At 71.1% G+C, this 18,389-nt stretch carries 13 protein-coding genes; 1 reads left to right on the top strand and 12 read right to left on the bottom strand.

Annotated elements, in window-relative coordinates:
- Window positions 1–16 precede the first annotated feature (16 nt).
- From ACFVH0_RS24495 to ACFVH0_RS24480, 4 genes are all read right to left on the bottom strand, one after another.
- On the bottom strand, window positions 17–706 hold the full coding sequence (locus ACFVH0_RS24495; protein WP_385823330.1) for a response regulator: 690 nt from the start codon (window positions 704–706) through the stop codon (window positions 17–19).
- On the bottom strand, window positions 703–1,929 hold the full coding sequence (locus ACFVH0_RS24490) for a sensor histidine kinase (protein WP_385823327.1): 1,227 nt from the start codon (window positions 1,927–1,929) through the stop codon (window positions 703–705). Before ACFVH0_RS24490 ends, ACFVH0_RS24495 begins: the two co-directional genes overlap by 4 nt.
- Window positions 1,930–2,288: 359 nt before the next feature.
- Window positions 2,289–4,502, bottom strand: a complete 2,214-nt coding sequence (locus ACFVH0_RS24485; protein WP_385823325.1) for an MMPL family transporter — start codon at window positions 4,500–4,502, stop codon at window positions 2,289–2,291.
- Between the two features lie 185 nt (window positions 4,503–4,687).
- Window positions 4,688–5,980 carry an FAD-dependent oxidoreductase gene (locus ACFVH0_RS24480; protein ID WP_385823323.1) on the bottom strand — a complete coding sequence of 431 codons (1,293 nt, stop codon included), beginning with the start codon at window positions 5,978–5,980 and terminating at the stop codon, window positions 4,688–4,690.
- A gap of 247 nt (window positions 5,981–6,227) precedes the next feature.
- Between ACFVH0_RS24480 and ACFVH0_RS24475 the strand changes: the two genes are divergently transcribed.
- Window positions 6,228–7,256, top strand: coding sequence for a hypothetical protein (locus tag ACFVH0_RS24475; RefSeq protein ID WP_385823321.1), 1,029 nt, complete (start codon window positions 6,228–6,230; stop codon window positions 7,254–7,256).
- Between the two features lie 319 nt (window positions 7,257–7,575).
- Here the strand turns inward: ACFVH0_RS24475 and ACFVH0_RS24470 are convergent, their stop codons facing one another.
- The 8 genes from ACFVH0_RS24470 to ACFVH0_RS24435 all read right to left on the bottom strand — a co-directional run bounded on the left by ACFVH0_RS24470 (window position 7,576) and on the right by ACFVH0_RS24435 (window position 18,252).
- Window positions 7,576–8,355, bottom strand: coding sequence for an enoyl-CoA hydratase/isomerase family protein (locus ACFVH0_RS24470; RefSeq protein WP_385823319.1), 780 nt, complete (start codon window positions 8,353–8,355; stop codon window positions 7,576–7,578).
- The gene (locus tag ACFVH0_RS24465) at window positions 8,352–9,482 is read right to left on the bottom strand and encodes a cytochrome P450 (protein ID WP_385823317.1); all 1,131 of its coding nucleotides are present in this window, start codon (window positions 9,480–9,482) and stop codon (window positions 8,352–8,354) included. The genes ACFVH0_RS24470 and ACFVH0_RS24465 overlap by 4 nt, the downstream gene beginning before the upstream one ends.
- Window positions 9,483–9,860: 378 nt before the next feature.
- Entirely contained in the window at window positions 9,861–11,255 is a 1,395-nt protein-coding gene (locus tag ACFVH0_RS24460; RefSeq protein WP_385823315.1) for a cytochrome P450, read from the bottom strand.
- A gap of 113 nt (window positions 11,256–11,368) precedes the next feature.
- Window positions 11,369–11,959 carry an ATP/GTP-binding protein gene (locus tag ACFVH0_RS24455; protein WP_385823313.1) on the bottom strand — a complete coding sequence of 197 codons (591 nt, stop codon included), beginning with the start codon at window positions 11,957–11,959 and terminating at the stop codon, window positions 11,369–11,371.
- Window positions 11,934–12,308, bottom strand: coding sequence for a DUF742 domain-containing protein (locus tag ACFVH0_RS24450; protein ID WP_385823311.1), 375 nt, complete (start codon window positions 12,306–12,308; stop codon window positions 11,934–11,936). The genes ACFVH0_RS24455 and ACFVH0_RS24450 overlap by 26 nt, the downstream gene beginning before the upstream one ends.
- The gene (locus ACFVH0_RS24445; RefSeq protein WP_124719686.1) at window positions 12,305–12,709 is read right to left on the bottom strand and encodes a roadblock/LC7 domain-containing protein; all 405 of its coding nucleotides are present in this window, start codon (window positions 12,707–12,709) and stop codon (window positions 12,305–12,307) included. Before ACFVH0_RS24445 ends, ACFVH0_RS24450 begins: the two co-directional genes overlap by 4 nt.
- Entirely contained in the window at window positions 12,706–13,935 is a 1,230-nt protein-coding gene (locus tag ACFVH0_RS24440; RefSeq protein ID WP_385823309.1) for an ATP-binding protein, read from the bottom strand. Before ACFVH0_RS24440 ends, ACFVH0_RS24445 begins: the two co-directional genes overlap by 4 nt.
- Window positions 13,936–14,211: 276 nt before the next feature.
- Window positions 14,212–18,252, bottom strand: coding sequence for an NACHT domain-containing protein (locus ACFVH0_RS24435; RefSeq protein ID WP_385823307.1), 4,041 nt, complete (start codon window positions 18,250–18,252; stop codon window positions 14,212–14,214).
- Window positions 18,253–18,389 lie beyond the last annotated feature (137 nt).

Here is an 18,389-nt window from a genome sequence, read left to right as displayed (position 1 = left end):
GCACGCGGCCCCCGGGCTACCCGGCCGCGCCCCGGCCCTGCGGCGGGTCCACCCGCACCAGGCCCGACTGATAGGCCATGGCGACCAGCTGGGCCCGGTGCCGGGCGCCCAGCTTCGTCATCGCACGCCCCACGTGGGTGCGCACGGTCAGCGGGCTGACATGCATCCGCGCGGCGATCTCGTCGTTCGACAGGCCCTCGGCGGCCTGCGCCATGACCTCGCGCTCGCGGGCGGTCAGCACATCCAGGGACTCCGGCGCGGCGACACCGCCCTCCGGGCGGGCCAGGTAGCGGGTGATGAGGGCACGGGTGGCGGTCGGGGACAGGAGCGTGTCGCCCGAGGCCACCGTCCGGATCGCGTCCAGCAGCTCCTCGGGGCCCACGTCCTTGCCGAGGAAGCCGCTGGCACCCGCGCGCAGCGCGCCGGCCACGTACTCGTCGATCTCGAACGTGGTGAGGATGAGGATGCGGGTCTGCCGAAGCGTCTCGTCGCGGCAGATCTCCTGGGTGGCCGCCAGCCCGTCCATGCCCGGCATGCGGATGTCCATCACGACCACGTCCGGGGCGGTGGCGCGGGCCTTCTCCACCGCCTCCCGGCCGTCCGCCGCGACCCCGACGACCTCCATGTCGTCGTTCGACTCGATCAGCAGCCGGAAGGTCCCGGCCAGCAGCGCCTGGTCATCGGCCAGCAGTACCCGGATGGTCACCGCGCCGTCCTCTCCTCGTCGTCGTCCTGGTGGGGTTCGGGTTCCGCCGACTCCAGGGGAAGTTCCGTGGTCACCTCGAAGCCTCCGTCCGCCCGGTGCCCGGCCGCCAGCCGGCCGCCGGCCGACAGGGCCCGCTCGCGCATGCCGATGAGGCCGTAGCCCGGCTTGCCCGCCGCCGGCGGCGCGTGCCCGTCGTCGGAGACGGTGAGCGTGAGCAGCCGGCGCGAGTAGCCGAGGCGGACCGACGCCGTCGCGCCGCCCGAGTGCTTGGTGACGTTGGTCAGCGCCTCCTGCACGATCCGGTACGCGGTCAGGTCCGCGCCCGGCGGCAGCGGCCGGGCCTCGCCCTCCACGGTCACCGAGACGACGAGCCCGGTGTGCTCGAAGGAGGCGATCAGCTCCGGGAGCCGGGCCAGCCCGGGAGTGGGTTCCAACGGTGTCTCCGGGTCGCCCTCGCGGCGCAGCAGCCCCACGGTCGCCTTCAGCTCGCGCAGTGCGGAGGAGGTGGTGCCGGCGAGTTCGTCGAGCATCTTCTGCGCCTGGTCGGGCTTGCTGCGCAGCAGGTACGCGGCGGTGGCCGCCTGGGCGTGGGCGAGGGCGATGTGGTGCGCGACGATGTCGTGGAGCTCGCGGGCGATCCGGGTCCGCTCCTCGCCCACCCGCTGCCGCGCCTCCTCCTCGCGGGTGCGTTCGGCCAGTTCGGCCCGTGCCTCCACGGCGGTCAGATGGTCGCGCCTGCTCCGTACCGACTCGCCGACCGCCCCCGCCAGCAGTGCGCAGGAGACGAGGCCGACCTGGTCGGGCCGGAGCAGCGCCACCTTGCCCCAGGCGGCGGAGGCGATCAGGAGGGCGACGGCCGCCCCGGCCGTGTAGACCGTGGTCGTGCGGTGGTCGGTGCGCAGGGCCAGGAGGTAGAGGGCGACCAGGGCGGCGCCCACGACGCTCGGGCTGGGGTCGAAGCCGATGCTGCTGCCCATGAGGCCCAGGGCGCAGCCGAGCACCGTGGTCACCACCACCATCGTGCGCGGATATCTGCGGTGGCCGAGGAGCAGGACGGCGGGGGGCACCGCGGCCGCCAGCGAGAAGGCGAGCGTGGGGGCGCGGACGATCCGGGCGTCGGTGAGGGTGCTGGAGAAGACCGCGAAGGCCCACAGCAGCACCGCCACCGTCACATCGACGGTCCGGGGGTGGCGCCGGGCCCACTGCAGCCAGTCGGTGAACATGCGCTCTCTTCTCCTCGGGTCCGTCCGACCATGGTCGCCGACCCACCCGGCCCGCCGGGTCTGCCCGACCCACCTGGCCTGCCCGGCCCGCCCGCGCCACCCGGCCCGCCGGGCCTGCGCGACCCACCTGGCCTGCGCGACCCGCCCGCGCCACCCGGCCCGCCGGGTCTGCGCGACCCACCTGGCCTGCCCGGCCCGCCCGCGCCACCTGGCCCGCCGGGTCTGCGCGACCCACCTGGCCTGCCCGGCCCGCCCGCGCCACCTGGCCCGCCGGGTCTGCGCGACCCACCTGGCCTGCCCGGCCCGCCCGCGCCGCCCCGTACCCGTCACGCCTCCCACGGGTACGGGGCCCGGACCGGTCATACGCGTACGGTCTCCGTCTCCGTCTCCGGCTCCGCCTCGGGCCGCAGCTCCGCCGGCCCGCCGTGGTTCAGCTTCTCGCCCTCGACGTCCACCTGGGGCACGACCTTCGCCAGCCACTTCGGCAGCCACCACGCCCGGTGGCCCAGGAGGGCGAGCACGGCCGGGACGACCGTCATCCGGACGACGAAGGCATCGAAGAAGACCGCCGAGGCGAGGCCGACGCCCATCATCTTGATCATCGAATCGTTCATCCCGATGAACCCGGCGAACACCGCGATCATGATGACGGCCGCGGCGCCGACGACCCGCGCACTGTGCCGGAACCCGGTGACGATCGCCTGGCCGGGCCTTTCCCCGTGGACGTACGCCTCCCGCATCCGGGTCACCAGGAAGACCTCGTAGTCCATGGCCAGACCGAAGACCACACCGATCAGGAAGATCGGCATCATGCTCATCACCGGCCCGGTCTGCTCGACGCCGAGGGCGTCGGCGAGCCAGCCCCACTGGAAGACCGCGACGATCGTGCCGAAGGCCGCCGCCACCGACAGCAGGAAGCCGAGCGCCGCCTTGAGCGGGACCAGCAGAGAGCGGAAGACGATCATCAGGAGCAGGAACGCCAGGCCGACGACGAGCGCGAGATAGGGCAGCAGCGCGTCGTTGACCTTCTGCGACACGTCGATGTTCACCGCGGTCGCGCCGGTGACGAGCATCGTCGCACCGGTATCGGACTTCAGGCCGCGGGCCTCGTCGCGGATGGTGTGGACGAGGTCCGTGGTGTCCGCGGAGCTCGGCCCGGTGGAGGGTACGGCGGTGAGCACCGCGGTGTCACCGGCCTCGTTGAAGGCGGGGGGCGTCGTGGCGACGATGCCGTCGGTGGCCGTGAGCTGCTTCGCGGCCCGTGCCGCGGCGGCCTTCGGGTCGTCCGAGCCCTCGGCGTCGACGACGACGGTCAGCGGTCCGTTGAAACCGGGGCCGAAGCCGTCGGCCAGGGCGTCGTAGGCGCGGCGCTGGGTGGTCGAGGTGGACTTCGACTCGTCGCCCGGCATGCCGAGCTGGAGATCGAGCGCCGGTACGGAGATCAGGCCGAGGCCGAGAACGCTGAGCACCAGGACCGCGAGCGGCCGCCGGATCACGAAGACTGCCCAGCGGGTGCCCAGATTGGGCCGCCCGTCCTTGGCGCGCTGCCCGCCGCGCCCCTTGCGCTGGGCGCGCGGCAGGACGGCCTTCCGGAAGAAGCCGAGCAGCGCGGGCAGCAGGGTGATCGCGACCAGGACGGCGATCACGACGGTGCTCGCCGCGGCGAGGCCCATCTTGGTCAGGACGGGGATGCCGACCACGGACAGGCCCGCCAGGGCGATGACCACGGTGAGGCCCGCGAAGACGACTGCGGAGCCCGCCGTTCCCACGGCCCGTGCCACGGCCTCCTCGGCGGCGTGGCCCTCCGTGCGTTCGGTCCGGTAGCGCGAGACGATGAACAGGGCGTAGTCGATGCCGACCGCGAGTCCCAGCATCAGGGCGAGCGTGGTGGTCGTCGTGGACATCCCGACGGCGACGATCGAGGCCACGCCCACGCCGATGCCGACGATCGCGGTGAGCAGCGGGAGGCCCGCCGCGGCGAGCGAACCGAAGGTGATGAGCAGCACGACCGCGGCGGCGGCGACGCCGACGAGTTCGGTGGTGCCGCCGAGTTCGCTCTCCGGCACCAGGGCCGATCCGCCGAGCTCCACGGTCAGTCCCGCGTCCCGCCCCTTCTCGACGGCGTGCTCCAGCGCGTCGGTGGTGGCGGTCGTGAGATCGATGCTCTGCACGTCGTACGAGACGGTGGAGTACGCGGTCGTGCCGTCCTTGCTCACCGCCCCGGCCATCTTGAACGGGTCGAGTGCGCCCTTGACCTGGTCGCCGCCCGCCACGTCCGCGACGATCTTCTCGATGGCCGCCCTGTTCGCGCTCGCCGTGACCTTCTGGCCCTTCGGCGCGACGAAGACGATGCGGGCGTCGGCGCTGTTGGAGTTGCTGCCCGGGAAGCGCTGGTCCAGCAGGTCGAACGCCTTCTGCGACTCCGTCCCGGGCATGGAGAACCCGTCCTCGGGGGCGGCCGGAGCCTTGGCCGCGGCGAACGCGCAGGCGGCCAGGACCACCACCCAGAGCAGGGCGACGAGCCGGCGTCTCCGGAAGGAGAAGCGGCCCAGCCGGTAAAGGAAAGTAGCCACGAGGAGGCGCTCCAGTCTCTCGAAGGGATGCCTCGATCCTTCGTGAAAGCGCACGTCATCGTCGTCGTGCGGCTGCATGGAGTCCTGCGTACTGTCGATGCAGTACGCGGCCGGTCCGCCCTGCCCCCTGGGCGGGACACCGCGGGCGTGTCGCACCGTCCTCGGGGTGGGTGCCCCGTTCCGGATCAGACCTGTGCCCGGGCCCCGTCCGGCAGTGTGGGCACGATCGCTCCGGAGTGTACGAGCACCCGGTGCAGACCGGACATCGGTACGCCGGTGACGTCCGTCCCCCGGTCCGCGGACATCGCCGCGAGCGCCCCGGCCGCCTGCCCCGTCGCCATGGCCGTGGCCTGCACCCGCAGCGCGGAGTTCGCAGCCTGGTCGGAACCGATGCATCGCCCGGCGACGACGGCGTACGGGTTGCCGGCCGGGACCATCGCGTCGCGGGGCACGGTGGGGACCACGCTGTGGCGCAGATGGGTCTTGTCGATCCCGTTGCCGTCCGGGCGGTGGATGTCGATCGGATAGAAGCTGTTGCACACCGAGTCGGCCCAGACCCGCCCCGCCAGGTAGTCCTGGCCGGTCACGGTCGTGCGGGCCGCGATCGTGACGCTCTCGCGGACCCCGACCTCCGAGGCGCGGAAGTCGAGCCGGAGCCCCTCCAGCCCCGGCAGGGTGCGCAGGAATCGGTAGATGCGCAGCACCGCCGCCCCGCCCGCGAGCTCCCCGGCGGTACGGCCCTCGCCGGTCGCGCCCTCGATCCCGACGAGGTGGATCGCGTTCTCGCCCCGCTTGGCGAGGAACGGCAGCAGCGGCCGGCCCCGGGAGCCGAGGTCCGAGGCGAGCAGCGCCCCCGATCCGACCGCCTCGGCGTGCCTGCGGTCGAGTTCGTCGTGGTCGAGGGCGTCGACGTCGTAGCCGGACAGCCGGATGTCGATGGTGCCGGGCTGACGGTCCTGGTTGCGGCGGCGCTCCAGCCCCGCGAGGCCGATCACGTCCGCGTCACCGGTGCAGTCGACGAGCCGCCGGGCGGTGACCGGCTGGAGCCCGTCCTTGCCGCACAGTTGGAGCTCCCACAGACCACCGGTCCAGTGCGCCGATGCGGGCATTGTGTGCAGCCGCAGATCGATGCCGCTGTCGTGGACCTCCTCCAGGAGCAGCGCCCCGTACAGCGGTGCGTTCACCCGCACCTGGCGCTGCCAGTGCGGGCGTTCGTCGTCCCGGAAGTCCGGCAGCTCGTCGCCGCTCAACTCGACGGCCCGGCACACCAGTTCCCAGCCGATCCCGGCGATGACCTGCTTGCCCCAGGCGTGGAAGAGCCCCGGGAACGCGACGTTGGCACTGGTGGTCGTGCCGCCCAGTCCGGCGTTCTTCTCCACCAGCAGTGTGCGCGCACCGAGCCGTGCGGCCTGGACGGCTGCCGGGACGCCGGAGGGCCCGCCACCTATGACAACGATGTCGTACTCGTACGTTCGCATGGAAGTCTCACGCCTCGATCGCCGGATCCGGATTGATACGTTTCAATCGTACGGCCCGGGCCCCGCCGCGGACGAGGGTGACGGCGTGATCGCGTGAAGTTCCGTCCGCGTGGCGGAAGATGGGAAACCTGCGCTACGGTGACCGGGCAATCACGCTCCGTGTGCTTCCGCGCGCATGGAGCGGCCCTCGGCGGTGCGACAACACCAATCCGAGGGCCTACACCACCAGTGGACAGGCCCACCGGAAATGCTGCGTCATGCTATCGCGCCGTCCGCGCGCTATACGAAGGCATCGAACGATGTCGTCCGCCATCCGCGTCTGAACAGTGACGCGAAGATCCTCCTCCTCTACGTCCAGGGCCTCCCGGGCGATGCCATGTGCAAGCCGTTGAGCGAACTCGCCCGCAAAGTGGGCATCAAGGGCCGCGCGTACCAGAAGGCGAAGCGGCAGCTCATCGAGCACGGCTACGTGCACGAGTGGCGGAGCCAGGGCGCGGGAGGCCGCTGGCTGACCGAGCAACTCGTAGCGAACAACCCTCTGACGAGTGAGCAGGCCGGGCACTTACGACGAGCCCCGGCAACGGTCGCGCTCACCGCCCCACTCACCGCCCCACTCACCGCGCCTCCCGCAACTCCGCTGCCGAGTGGGCAGTTTCCGACGGTCGGTGCACCGACTGCCCGGAAGGCCGGTGGCTATGAACCGGTAGAAGACCACAGTGATAGGACAACTCCCCACCCACCCTCCGAACCTGAGCCCGCGACAGCGCCCGAACCCGAACCGCCCGCGCAGGCCACCGCGCCGGACCCCACCCAACTGGCCCGAGCGGAACGGGTCCTGCTCTCCCTGCGCCACGCCCGCCGTGAACTGCACCTGGGCGCACGCGAGGCCCGCGCCCTCGCCGTGGAGGCCGTCAAGTGGCTCGAACGCGGTCTGAGCGAATCCGACCTCCGGCACGCCCTGCTCGCCGAACGCCCGCGGGACGGCGTCCGGTCGGCCGTCGGCTTCCTGCGCTACCGCCTGGTCCAGAAACTCCCCGAACCCCCGGTCCGGAACGAGCCCCACGAACGCCCGCCCCTCCCCGAACCCGTCGAATGCGCCGGCCCCGGCGACCCACACGCCTTCCGCCCCCTGTTCGGCGAATCCGAATGCCCCTCCTGCCGCATCGCCGCCGCCGCAGCCGAGCCCGAACCCATCTCCTGGCGTGAGCGCGTCGCCGGAATCAACGGCACTCCGGCGGCTCTGCCGGCGGAGTCCCGGTCCCGCCTGCTGCGATGATCCCCTCCGAACTCCGAGGAGGACGCGCGAGCCCGTCCGGCCTTCAGCGGTGACCGACGGCCGGAGTATTGGCGGGCGGTCCCGAGGACCCGCCACCGGTACGGCCGGAGTATTGGCGGGCGGTCCCGAGGACCCGCCACCGGTCATGTGCCTCGGCCCGCCGCGGCCCGCCTCGGCCGGGATCTCCTCGATGCCGCAGGCCCGCCCGCTCGATGCCGCCGACCGGCCCCGCGACCTTGTCGGTGTGGCCGGGCAGCGCCGTCCCGGCAAGCTCCGCGGCGGCCCTTCGGCGGCCACCGCGCGGCTCCGGCGGGCTCTCTCAGCGTCGTCGGGTCGCCGCGGCGACGGTGGCCATGAGTTCCGCGTCCAGTACGGACGGGTCGGCCAGCCGGGTCGGGGCGGCGTACGAGTTGAGCAGCGCCTTCGTGACGCGCAGGGCGGCCTCGGGGCGGCGCACGATCGGCTTGGTCCACGCGGTGACCGCCGCGTCGAGTTCGCCCTCGGGCACGACGCGCTGGAGGACCGACAGCTCGTACGCCTCGGTGGCGTCGAAGGCGCGTCCGGTGAGGATGAGTTCACGGGCGCGGGCGGCGCCGACCTCGTGGATGAGCCGGGGCAGTACGCCGCCCCAGGCGGTGGGGAGCCCGAGCGCCAGCTCCGGCAGCCGGAAACCGGCGGTGTCGGCGCCCACCCGCAGATCGCAGGCGAGGGCCAGTGCGAGGCCCGCGCCGATCGCCTTGCCCTGGATACGGGCGATGGTGACGGCCTGGTTGGCGGAGATCGCCTCACAGACCCGGCGGGCCTTGTCACCGGCGATCCGGATGCCCCGCCCGGTGGGGTCCTCGTCGAGCCAGTCGGCGAACTCGTTGCGGTCGCCGCCCAGGCAGAAGTCGTCGCCGGCCGCGCTGAGGACCAGTACCCGGACGTCGGGGTCCGGCACCGCCAGGACCGCCAGCAGATCGTCCAGCATCGCCTCGGTGACCGCGTTGCCGGTGGCCGGGGAGTCCAGCTCCACGCGGAGGACCGCGCCCTCGCGCTCGGCGCGCACCGTGCTCGGGCGCCGGAACGGAGTCAGGTACTGCGGAAGCGAGAGCTTCATACCGCCACACCCAGCGAGGTGATCCGCCGGAAGACCAGCCGGGACGCGTAACCGGCCGGGGAGACGGCGCGCAGGGTGGGGAAGCGTTTCAGCAGCTGGGTCAGGAGGGTGCGTGCCTCCAGGCGGGCGAGGGCCGCGCCGAGGCAGTAGTGCACCCCGCCGCCGAAGGTCAGGTGGGTTCCGGTGCGCCCGACGTCGAAGGTGTCCGGGTCGTCGTTGCGCCGGGGGTCGTGATTGGCGGCGCCGTACATGACGTGGACCATGCTGTCCTTGGCGATCGGAACGCCCGCCAGCACGGTGTCGTCGGCCGCGATCCTGGTGTTGATGTGGATCGGCGGGTCGTACCGCAGGACCTCGTCGACGGCGGCGTCGATGTACCCGGGGTTCTCCCCGAGCCACGCCCACCGGCCGGGCTCCTTCAGGAGCAGATCCACCATGGCCGACAGCAGGGTCGCGGTGGTCTCCAGCGAGGCGATGGTGACGAACATGGTGAGCCGGTAGAGGATCTCGTCCGCCGCGTCCCGGTCGGGTTCCCGCGCGTCCCAGGTGTGGATCCAGCCGGTCAGGACATCGTTGCCGGGGCTGGCCCGGCGCTGCTTCACGAGCTCGGTGAAGTAGCTGCGCAGATGCTCGGTCGCCTCGGCGGAGACGGCGAGCTGGCTCTTGGTGGGCAGCAGCTCCTGGGCGTGCACCTGGTTGTGGGTGATCTCCAGGATGTGGGTGTAGTCCTCGGGCGGTATCCCCAGCCAGGAGCCGATGGTGCTGATCGGGAGCTGTTCGCTGACCGTGCTGACGAAGTCGGCCTCCCCCCAGCACAGTTTGTCGGACAGCTCGTCCAGGAGCCGGGTGACGTGCTCCTCGACCTTCGGGGTCAGCCGCTCGATGGTCGACCGGTCGAAGAGGTTGCCGAGGCTGCGGCGCTGGCAGGTGTGCTCGGGGGCGTTGAGCCGGGAGAGGGTCTTGGTCATCTCCTGCGTGGCGACGGCTTCCCAGCGCTCGGTGTCCGCCTGCCGTTCCTGCCAGGCGAAGTCGGGCGCGAGCCAGTTGCGCCCGCGCAGCACCTCGCTGCACGCGTCGAAACCCGTGACGAAGTACGCGTCCCAGGGAGCGCGTACGACGTCGCCCATGTCTCTCAGATCGGCCAGCAAGGGGTAGGGATCAGCCTGCCCCTCGGGCGATTTGAGACGTCTCAGGAGGGAGATGAGGGCACGGCGGTCTACGGGGGGCCTGTCTGTGCCACATATAGCGCTCACGCAGAGTTCCTTGACCTGGGCTCATGGTTACCGGCAGAACCTACCCCTCCGCATATGCCGGCCATGCGTGGATCTGTGTTGCCCGTATCACAGAGAAACCCTGCTTCAGCCCCTTGTCAGCGGCCCCTCGTGTCCCAACTTCCTCCTGTGTCACTTCAGTTACGTATGCGATGGGCCGGGTTATGCGGACAAGTCGTCCGGCACACCAAGATCATGTCCGGTGCGTCACACCCCGGACATGATCTTGGTGCGTCACACCCTGAACACGTCCAGGAAGGAACTCCACCAGCCCTTGCTCTTCTTCTGCGGCTCCGCGTGGTCGTAATGCGCGGCCGGCGCGTCGTCCGGGGTGGCGTTCCGGGACGGAACGGGCGACTGCGCCGCCGCGGTCGGCGTGGTCCGGCGGGCCGGGGCGGCGGTGAAGTGCACGGGGAGCGAGACCAGGGCCCGGTGGAAGGGGCCCGGCCGCCATTCGACCGCGGAGGGCGGCACCGCGAGGGCGAGGTCGGGCACCGAGTTGAGGATCTTCTCGATCGCGGTGAGGGCGATCAGCTGCGCGGGAGACTTCGCCGGGCAGACGTGCGGGCCCGCGCCCCAGGCCAGATGGGCGCCCTTGCTCAGGGTCTGGCGGGCGTCCGTGAGTGCGGGGTCGCTGTTCGCGGCGGCGAAACTGATCAGTACCGGGGTGTCCGCCTTCAGCGTCACCCCGCCCAGGTCGATGTCCTGGACCGGGTAGTGCGTCGCGTAGTTGGCTATCGGCGGGTTGTTCCACAGCACGTCGTCGAGGGCGTCCTCGACCAGCATCCCGGTACCCCGCCGCTGCGCGACCCCGGTGTCGCTGGACAGCATGAGGAGCAGCGCGTTGGCGATCAGGTTGCGCTCCGGCTCGACGCCCGCACCCATCAGCATGACGAGCTGGTCCTTCAGCTCCTCGTCCCGCAGGCCCGCCGGGTGCTGGATGAGCCAGGAGGTGATGTCCTCGCCGGGCTGCCGCCGCTTGAGCGCGACGAGTTCCATCAGGCACTCGGTCAGCTCGGCGTTGGCCCGGAGCACGTCCTCGCCGTCGAAGATCGCGGACATGCTCCGGGTCAGCCGGTCGCCGATGTCGCCGGGGCAGCCGAAGAGCTGGTTGAACAGCAGCAGCGGCAGCAGCTTGGCGTAGTCGCCGAGCAGGTCGGCGCTGCCGCGCTCGATGAACTGGTCGATGAGGTAGTCCGCGATCCGCTCCACGTCCCGGCTGAGCCGGGTGGTGTTGAGCCGGCCGAGACTCTCGGTGACCGCCTTGCGCAGCCGCAGGTGCTCGGTGCCGTCCGTGAACAGGCAGTTGGGCCGGTACGCCATCATCGGCAGCACCGGGCTGTCCAGCGGCACCCGGCCCTCCCGCAGCGCGCCCCAGCGCCTCGCGTCACGGGCGAAGAAGGACGGATTCTGCAGCACCCGGAGCGCGGCCTCGTGCTGCACGATCAAGGTGGCTTCCACACCGGGGGCCAGCTCGATCGGGGCGGCGAGTCCGTGTGCCCGGAATTCGTCGTACACGCGCTGCGGATCGGACGCGAACTCCGGCCCGTAGAGCGACGTCTGCCGCTCACCGCGCATCGGACACCCGGTGGGGGCGCTGTACGGGGTGGATCCCGGCGACGAGTCCATGTGTGATTCCTCGATGTGATCGCGGACCCGAAGGCCCGGACGGTGGACGGAGAACGGGCCCGGGAGCCATTGCCCGGACCGGGCCGTTCGAACGGCGGCCGGGTGACAGCCTCTCAGGCCACGCGTGCCAGAAGGTGCTGGACCAGGGTGATCAGCGCCTGCGCGGACGACTTCTCGTCCCGGGCGTCGCAGTACACGACGGGGGTGTCCGGCAGCAGATCGAGCGCCTCGCGCAACTCCTCCTCCGCATGCCGGGAGTACGGATCGAAGCTGTTGACCGCGACCGCGTACTCCAGCCCGTACGTCTCGACCAGGTCGATCACCGGGAAGGTGTCGGCGAGACGGGCCGGGTCGACCAGGAGCAGCGCGCCGAGCGAGCCGCGCGCCATGTCCTCCCACAGCTCGACGAAGCGCTGCTGGCCCGGCGTGCCGAACAGGTACAGCACCAGCTCGTCGCTGAGCGTCAGACGGCCGAAGTCCAGCGCGACCGTCGTGGTCACCTTGTCGGGTGCGCCCCGCAGGTCGTCGATGTGCGCGCCGGCCTGCGTCATCCGCTCCTCGGTGCGCAGCGGAGTGATCTCGGAGAGGGTGCCGATCAGCGTCGTCTTGCCCACGGCGAAGTGCCCGACGACGAGGATCTTCGCCGCGCGCCGCACCGCGTCCGGGACATAGATGCTGTCAGCCGAACCGGACGTGGAGTCCATGCAACACCTCTTCGAGGATCTTCCTGTCAACGAGCTGAGCCGGCGGTGGCGCCTTGCGGCGCATCAGATGACCTTGTTCCGCTAAGTCGTTCAGCAGCAGCCGCGCCACCCCGACCGGCTGGCCGAGGTGGCCCGCCACCTCCGCCACCGACAGATAGCCGCCGGAGCACAGCTCCCAGATGGCCCGGACCTCCGGGCTCGGGTTCGGCGGCGGCTGCCGGTCGGGTGCGATGGTGACCAGGGTGACGAGGGAAAGATCCTCCGCATCGGGCAGGCCACGCCCGCCGGTGATGACATAGGACCGGACGAACCCGCTGCTGACCGCCTGCTCCTCGCCCGGCGCCGTCATACGTCGATTCCCGCGTCCTGGCGGGGAGGTGTGGTCATCGCCTTCCCCAGCGCGGCGACCTGCTGCTGCATGCGGAAGGACATGGCCTCCATGTCCACATCGGCCGCGGCGGCAGCCGCCAGGTAGGCGCCGGTGCCCGCCGCGATCAGGAAGATCCAGCCGTGGTCGTACTCCAGCAGCGTCTGACGCCAGCGGCCCGGGGCCTGGGCGCCGATGAAGGGCGCGACGGCCCGGCTCAGCGACTGCATGGAACTCATCGCGGCCGCCACGGTCTCCGCGTCGTCCCGGCCGATCTGACTGGAGCTGGCCAGCAGCAGACCGTCGGCGGAGACGAGGATCGCGTGCCGTGCGCCGGGTACCTGAAGCACATCGTTGAGTACCCAGGACAGGTCGGGGTTCACTGGAACTCGGGTCCTTCCGTCGTCGTCATGTCACGCCCGGACCGCGTTCCGCGCTGGAACGCGCCCAGACGGGAAGCGGTCTCCTCGTTGCTGCGCACCGGACCGGGCTCGGCCGACGGCACCACCGACACCGGGCTCTTGCGACGACGCTTGGGCAGGCCACCTGCGGTGGTGGCGGCGGGCCCGGTGGGCTGCGGAGCGGCGGTCGGCTGCCCGACCGGGGGGAACAGCGGTGTCGGTGACGGCGCGGGCGCCTGACGCCGGGGGAGTGCCGCCACTTCCGCTTCGTAGTGGCCGGCGGCGGCCGGGGGCGGCGAGGGCACATCGCCGGTGAGCAACTCGTCGGGCAGGAGAACCACCGCGCGTACGCCTCCATAGGGGGATACGGAGTCCACCGAGACCTTGAACCCGTAGCGGGCGGCCAGCACGCCGGATACCGCGAAACCGAACTGCGGGGGAATGCCCAGGCTGGAGACGCTGATCGCGGCCTGCGGCGCGAGGAGGGCCGCCGCGCGGTCCTTCTCCTCCTGGCCCATGCCGAGACCGGCGTCGTCGACGATGAGGCAGACGCCCGTCGGGACGGCCTGGATGTTGATCTCCACCGGGGCGCCGGGGGCGGAGTAGTTGGTGGCGTTGGCCAGCAGCTCCGCCAGGACGACCGCGACGGGCTCCACGGCCTTGCTGACGACCGAGAAGTTCACCTGCCCGTTGACCCGCACCCGGTCGAACTGCCGGATACGTCCCTGGGCGCTGCGGGCCACGTCGAAGACGGAGGCGACGGTCTCCCGGCGCCCGAGCCAGCCGCCGCACAGCACCGCGATGCCCTGCGCCCGGCGGCCGAACTGGCTGTTGGCGTGGTCGATGGCCATCAGGTCGGCGAGCATGCCGGGGTCGTCGCCGTACTTCTTCTGGGCGTTCTCGATGACCACCTGCTGCTCGTCCGCGAGCCCCTGAAGGGTACGCACGGCGGCCTTGAGGACCGCCTTGGTCTCCTCCTCGGCGTCCTTGCGGACCTCGGCCAGCTCGGCGGAGTGCTGATGCGTCAGACCTGTGTGCGCGACGTGCAGTTCGTCCCGCTGGCGCTGCAACATGTCGCGTTGCTGGTGTAGTTCGGCGTTCTGTCTGCGAAGCCCGATATTGGTCTTGCGAGCCCGCAGAACGGCACCTACGGCGATCAGCGCGACGACAACCAGTGCCCACAGAAGAGGGCCCTGTGCAAATGTCATGAGACTCACTTCAAGTGCCATGGCTATGGATACGGCTTGACGCTCCCTCATGTGCCGCAGGCGCCGGGCCGGTCGAGCCACGGCTTGCGTCACCCCAGGGAAGGCCCCTCCGGATGTGGGGCCGAGGAGTCCATCCCTCCCGGAATGCCCCCATACGCCATCAGCCCACTGGAAGTAAGATGATCTTAACATCGGTCAGGCGGGCAATTGTCAAGACCGACACGCCAGTTGCACTCTTGACGCCGAATGTTCACAAGAGGGCTCCGCGGCGGGTCGCTACGGGGGCGGGTGACCGGCCTCGTATTCCGCGCCGGGATCGGCAATCCGGCGCAGATCCGCCGGGAGCAGCTCCAGGATACGAGCGCGCTCCTCGGTGTCCGGTTGCGGGCCCACCGCCAGCCGCAACAGCCCCAGATGGGCCTCGGCCACCTCCGGTACGGCGATCAGGTGTCGGGCTGCGTCGATACGTACGGCGACGGGTGCGGCCCCGTCCCCCAGCACGTCCTTCAGGGCCTGTACGGCCCGCCCGCGCGAGGACCGCCACCGTGTGAGTTTCGCCGCCGCGGCGACCCGGTGGAGCGCGGCGGGACGTGCTTCCGGCCGCTTGTCGTCCAGCACCCGCAGGCAGGCGGCCACCGCCTCCCGCCCGACATCCAGGTCCTCCCAGGCAGCCGCCGCGGCGAGGTGCGCCTCGGGGTCGGTGGTGTGCGCGCCGGACAGTTCCTGCAGGGCGCTGCGGCCTTCCTCACCGAGGTCCTCGGCGAGGAGCGCGGCGGCCTTTGCCCGCACGGTCACGGGGGCGGTGGTATCCGCGACGAGTGCGCGGGCGATCGGGATGCGGTTGTGGGCGCCGCTTGCCGGGAGGAACTTGCAGACGGTGACGCGGAGCGCGGGCGGTGTGACCGGGTCACGGGCGAGGACGCGCCAGGAGTCGTGGGGTGGCCAGAGACAGGTCTCGGCCGCCGAGATCCGGTCCGCCAGAGGGGCTTCGGAGTCTGCGGCCCAAGCCTGGAGCAGGTCGTTCGCCCGCTTCTGGTCGCTGGTCTCCCTGGCCAGTCGTCCGAGGCGACGCATGCTTGTGACAGCTTCCGGCCGACGCTCCTCCAGCATTCGCAGCCAACGCACGACGGCCGCGTGCGGATCGAGCCCCTGGAGGGCTCCGACCGGGGTCGACATTCCCTCGCCCTCCCGGAAGAGGTGCTGGTACTCCCAGACCCAGCCGTAGATTCCTTGCGCGGACAAGCCGGTATGTGCGGTGTACAGGCTGAGACCGACCATCGGATCGGGATCGAGCCCGGCAACGAGGGACGTCCACCTCGGGTAGGGGATCCACCCGAAGGAACTGGCCACGGCCTGGGCCCGGGTCTTCGGATCGGTGGAGGGATCGTCCGCTATCCGGCGGATGCGCTCGCGGAGCGGGGGAACGATGTCCGTCCGGTACTGCTCGCAGATGTTCGCGATCTCCAGGAAGGAGACCGGGGGAACGGTCGGGTCCGTCAGCAGGAGGCACAGACGCTCCTGGAGCGTCGCGTCAGGGGCGACAGCATCAGCGAGATCGAGGAGCCGCCACAGATGCTCATCCAGCAGCCCGGACTCGTCGAGCATCCGGTGCAGCATGTCCGAAGCCGCGCGGAGGTCGATCTTGGCCAGGGTGGTGAGCGCGTCGATCCGGTCGCCTGTGCCGACGAGCCGGTCCTCGGCCGTGCGGCGCAGCAGTCCCGAAGCGGTGTCCCGTTCCCCGGCGTTCAGGAGCCGCTTGGCCGCACTGTGACGAACGTCGCCGGGGAGCGCGACATCGGCCGCGACAGCGGTGAGCGACGCGCTCGTCGTCGCCGGATCCATGGCTTGGAGGTGCTCGGCAGCATCCAGCCGGTCCCGGGCCGCTATGCCGGGATCCGCCGCCAGACGGGTCAGTACGCTGAGGACCACGTCCTGCGCACCCATGTTGAGCAGCGCCGGAACGCAGCGGGTGCGATGGCGGGCGAGGAGCCCGTCGTTGTTCAGTACATCGACGAGGATCTCCCTGCTCCTGGTCTGCCGGCCGATGTCGCGGAAGATCCCGGCGATGCGGGGGACGATCCAGAAATCCGTGCAGCCGGAGAAAATTTCCTCCGCGCACTGCCCCGCAGCGGCGTGCCTGCCGAGTTGCACGAGCCGCGTCACCGCATCCAGGCGGGTGTACTGGTCCAGCCGCGCGCTCCGCGCGACTCGCTCGACCAGTTCCTCCCTGAGGGAGCCGGAGACGGCCACGCGGAGGGCGCCGTCGGAGGACTCCGGGTCACGGAGGATGCCGGAGAAGAAGACATCATCCTCGGATCCGGCGAGGTGCTCCTCGTCGGTCGGCCGGAACCCTGCCGCCATGTACCGCAGGTGTACGGGGACCGTGGGGTCCGCACGTAGATCCTTCGCGAGCTCCGGCCGGTCGGGGAACAGCAGGCGGCACCTGAGGTAGCGCAGGGTGTGCGGGTCGTCGTTGCCCAGTGCCGGGTTGGTGGCCAGTACGTCCGTCAGCGCCGCACGCGTGACGAGGTCCGTCGCGGCGTGAATCCGCGACAGTTGCGATTCGACGCGCTGCTTGGGGAAGTCGGTGGTCGCGAGGAGTTCGCTGAGCGCCGGCATGCCGGTGGTGCGGTCCATGGCCAGCAGCGTGACCGCTGCCTGGAATCTGGCCTCGGGCAGATGGCCGGGGGCCCGAGCCAGCTCGGTGAGGCGCAGCCGGGCCCCTGCGGGGTCACCCGCGTCGGCGAGCAGTTTGGCCGCCGATACGCGCAGTCCGGCGGGGAGGTCCGGCTCGTCGGCGAGCTCGGCGGCGAGGGACGCGGCAGGTTCGCTGCCACGCCGTACGAAGTGCTCCAGCGCCTCGGCCCGCGCCAGGTGGGGAACGGCCGGATTACGCACGACGGATGCCACACCCGCCGGGTCGAGCACCGCGTAGAGCCGGGAAAGAACCTCCTTCGGGTCGAGATCACCGACCGAGACGGGGCGGCCGTGCAGTTTGATCACCGCCCGGGTGAACCGTGCCGCCATGTCTTCGTTGATCACCAGCCCGTCGCTCAGGACCGTCGCGCACAGGAGCAGATCACGCCAGCCGCCCCCGTCCACGACCGTGCGCAGGAACTCTTCGAGGGGCATACCGCGTTCGTGCCAGCGCGCGGAGATGAACAGCACGATGTTGGGCTGCTCGGCGGCGATCGCCTGGCGTACGGTCCGGAGCGCCTCAGGGTCCTTCGGGGTCAGCCGGTCGGCGATCGCGCATCCGGCGAGGTACTCCTGGATGGTCTGGTGCGGGAACCTCAGTTCCTGGCCGAATTGCGTGACCAGCCCGGTGAACATCAGCGCGCGGGACACCAGGTCCTTCGTGGGAGCGGTATCGGGGGAGTGGCCGCCCAGCAGTTCGACCGCCAGGTCGAGCAGTGGACGTGTATCCCCGTCCTGACGCCGCTCGGCCACCGGGCGCAGCACGTCGTGCACGCTGTTCAGCAGGTCCTCGGTGATTCCGTGAACGCCCTGCTCGGTGCGGGCGAGTCGTTGTGAACCCTTCTCGCGCAGGATCCTGACGAACCGCGCGTACAGCTCCGCCGGGTTGCGGGGCAGCTCGGTGAGCGCCGCCACCACACAGATCATGGTGATGTAGAGCGGGATGCGGGCCACCTCGCCGAGTCGCCCGTGCCGCAGCCCGACCGCCAGTTCCTGGGCCCGATGCTCGGCGTCCGGGACCTTCAGTGCCTCGAACCATGCCTCGGCCACCTCCGAGATCTGCCGGTCGCCGAGGCCGAGGAGGGAATACCGCTTCAGCCCCCGCAGCCGGTCCATGTCGGTGGTGACCAATGACCGGGTGGCCACCGCGAACCGCAGATGCGGCTCCTGGGACCATCGCTGGATCATCCGGATCACCTTGCCCCGGCCCTCCGGATCGAGCACCTCGTCGAGGCCGTCCACGCAGACCAGCCAGTCCACGGACGGCATGGGTGCCGTCTCGAAGAAATCGGGCGTCGGCGTACGCCGAAGACCGGGCAGATCCCGCCCCACTGCGCATGCCAGCGCCTCCGGGAAGGGAAGATTCAGCAGCTGTTCGGCGGTGATCCGCACCGGTATGTATCGGGGCGCCCGTGACGGGTTCGCGAGCCAGTCGGAGGCGGTGGTGAACGTGAGACGCCGTAGCAGGCTCGACTTCCCCGACCCTGCACCGCCGGTGAACAGCACGTGGCGGTCGGATTCGAGCACGCTCTCGGCCCGGGGGCGTTCCGCGTGCGGACGGTGGTCGCGGTCCGCGTCTCCGTCGCTGCCGGTGTGCGAGGCGTTCTGTCGTACGTACACCGAGGAAAGCGGAATCTCCCGCACATCGGTCAGCAGCGCCGCGTAGGGGTGCTCGTCGGCGGCGTCCCGCGCGGCGGCCAGGTAGTCGCGGGGCGGGGGGGCGGGGGGGGGGGGAAACCCCCACCCCCCCGGACGGG

The sequence above is a fragment of the Streptomyces sp. NPDC127117 genome, from assembly GCF_042677325.1.
Classification (GTDB): domain Bacteria; phylum Actinomycetota; class Actinomycetes; order Streptomycetales; family Streptomycetaceae; genus Streptomyces.
The sequence above is the reverse complement of the archived record's forward strand: the minus strand, read 5'-3'. Positions and strand labels throughout refer to the sequence as shown.